The sequence below is a fragment of the Ideonella sp. P3_A4 genome (assembly GCF_056403075.1).
Map to the genome: position 1 here is coordinate 1 of NZ_JBFUGE010000987.1, position 1,572 is coordinate 1,572.

Below are 1,572 nucleotides of genomic sequence, written 5' to 3' on the forward strand. Positions count from 1 at the left end.
AGCCTGGAGTTCGTGCTGTCAGACGAGCAGGTGGATCTCATCGACAGCGGCATCGACCTCGCCGTGCGTTCCGGCACGATCCGCGACGAGTCCCTGGTGGCTCGGCCGCTGGCCGAAACCCGGCTCATCGTTGTGGCGAGCCCCGGGTGCATAGCGCTGCACGGCTCCCCGCAAACGCCGCAGGCCTTGGGTGCCTACCCTTGTCTGGCGGCGCGTGGCAGAAAAGGCCTGGCGACCTGGCAACTGGTGGGGCCCCGTGGCACCGTGCCGGTGGAAGTTCAAGCCAGGCTCACGGCAAATGGCATGGGCGCCTTGATCGCCGCAGCCAAGGTGGGCCTGGGCGCCGCGCTCGTTCCTCGCCTGCTGGTCGAAGCCTCGCTCAGAGACGGCACCTTGGTGCAGCTGATGTCCCGCTACAAAGGGCACAGCCCGGGCGTGTTTGCGGTCTATCCGAGCCGCCTGCATCCCTCTGCCGCACTCAAGGCGTTCCTGAGCTTTCTGGTCGAAGAGGCGGCAAAGGTCAGGGGCTGAAGTGATCTCGCCAGCGGCGAGTTCGGTGTTGGTCGTGGGTTCAGATGGAGGCTTAGCTGGCTACGGCCGCCTCATTCACCTTGGCCAGAAGCTTCTCCAACCCGGCCTTGATCTTCTGCGGGCCACCGTCCTCGTGGGATGCCACTTGGCCTCCGTCCGCCGGTGCCACGTCCATGATGGTGATTTTTCCGTCTCGGGTGAAGGCGATGTCGACCTCACCCACGTGCTTGCACAGTTCATCGATACGAGGCAAGAGTGCCTGCAGGTTCTGGGAGAGGGCATTGAGATCGACGCCTTTCCCCTGCAAGGTACTGACGAGCTTCTGGGCCTGGCCCTCGCCGGCGAACGGGTGGGAAAGCATCTTGGGCTTCTTGGTCGCCACCTTGTCGACGTTGGCCAGCCAGACACCGCCGCCGGTCGCCTGAACCGGTTTCGCATTTCCGTCCATGGTGATGCTCTGCGGCGGAGGACGGTCGATGATCTGCACGACCGGGAAACCCATCTCGGCCAGCTTCTTGATGGTGGCGACCTCGCGCCGCACGGCATCGGCCTTGCCGTCGTCGCGTGCCTGCAGCCAACCTGCCTGGCCGGTGCCATCGGGAAACCATTGCTTGTCGTTGCCTCCGTCGGGATTGGAGACACTGAGTGCCATGGGTTGCTGGGCGGTCGATGTCGACTGGCTGACCGTTGTCGTCGCCTGAGTGCTGGCCGCGGGCTGAGGCAAGCTGGACGCAGCCATCTCGGGCGTAGCCCGCGGGGTCACTGTCGGCGACGTCCGGTTGGTCGGGCTCGGCAACGGCTGGCGCGGGCGCGGGCTGCCGGCGACGTTGGTGCTGGTCCGGGCTGACAGCCCTTCCTGCAGCTGCGACGGCGACGGGCTGCGGTTCTGCGGCTGGATCTGCTGCCCTTGAGACGACCCGGTCTCCTGGGGCTGCTGTGTCTGGGTGGTGTTGTTCAGGCGAACGTTGTTGTACACGGCGGTAGCGTCATCAAAAGGATGCGCAAACGGTAGTACCGCCAAGGTGCCGTGAGCGGGCTCCC

Annotated in this window: 2 protein-coding genes; one reads left to right on the plus strand and one right to left on the minus strand. The window is 65.5% G+C overall.

Going from position 1 to position 1,572, the window contains the following annotated elements; translation table 11 throughout:
• A partial coding sequence (locus AC1DYI_RS35125) for a substrate binding domain-containing protein (RefSeq protein ID WP_477208721.1) occupies positions 1-531 on the plus strand: 531 nt, incomplete at its 5' end.
• A gap of 52 nt (positions 532-583) precedes the next feature.
• On the opposite strand, the gene AC1DYI_RS35130 is transcribed toward AC1DYI_RS35125, so the two are convergent.
• A partial coding sequence (locus tag AC1DYI_RS35130; RefSeq protein WP_477208722.1) for a hypothetical protein occupies positions 584-1,572 on the minus strand: 989 nt, incomplete at its 5' end.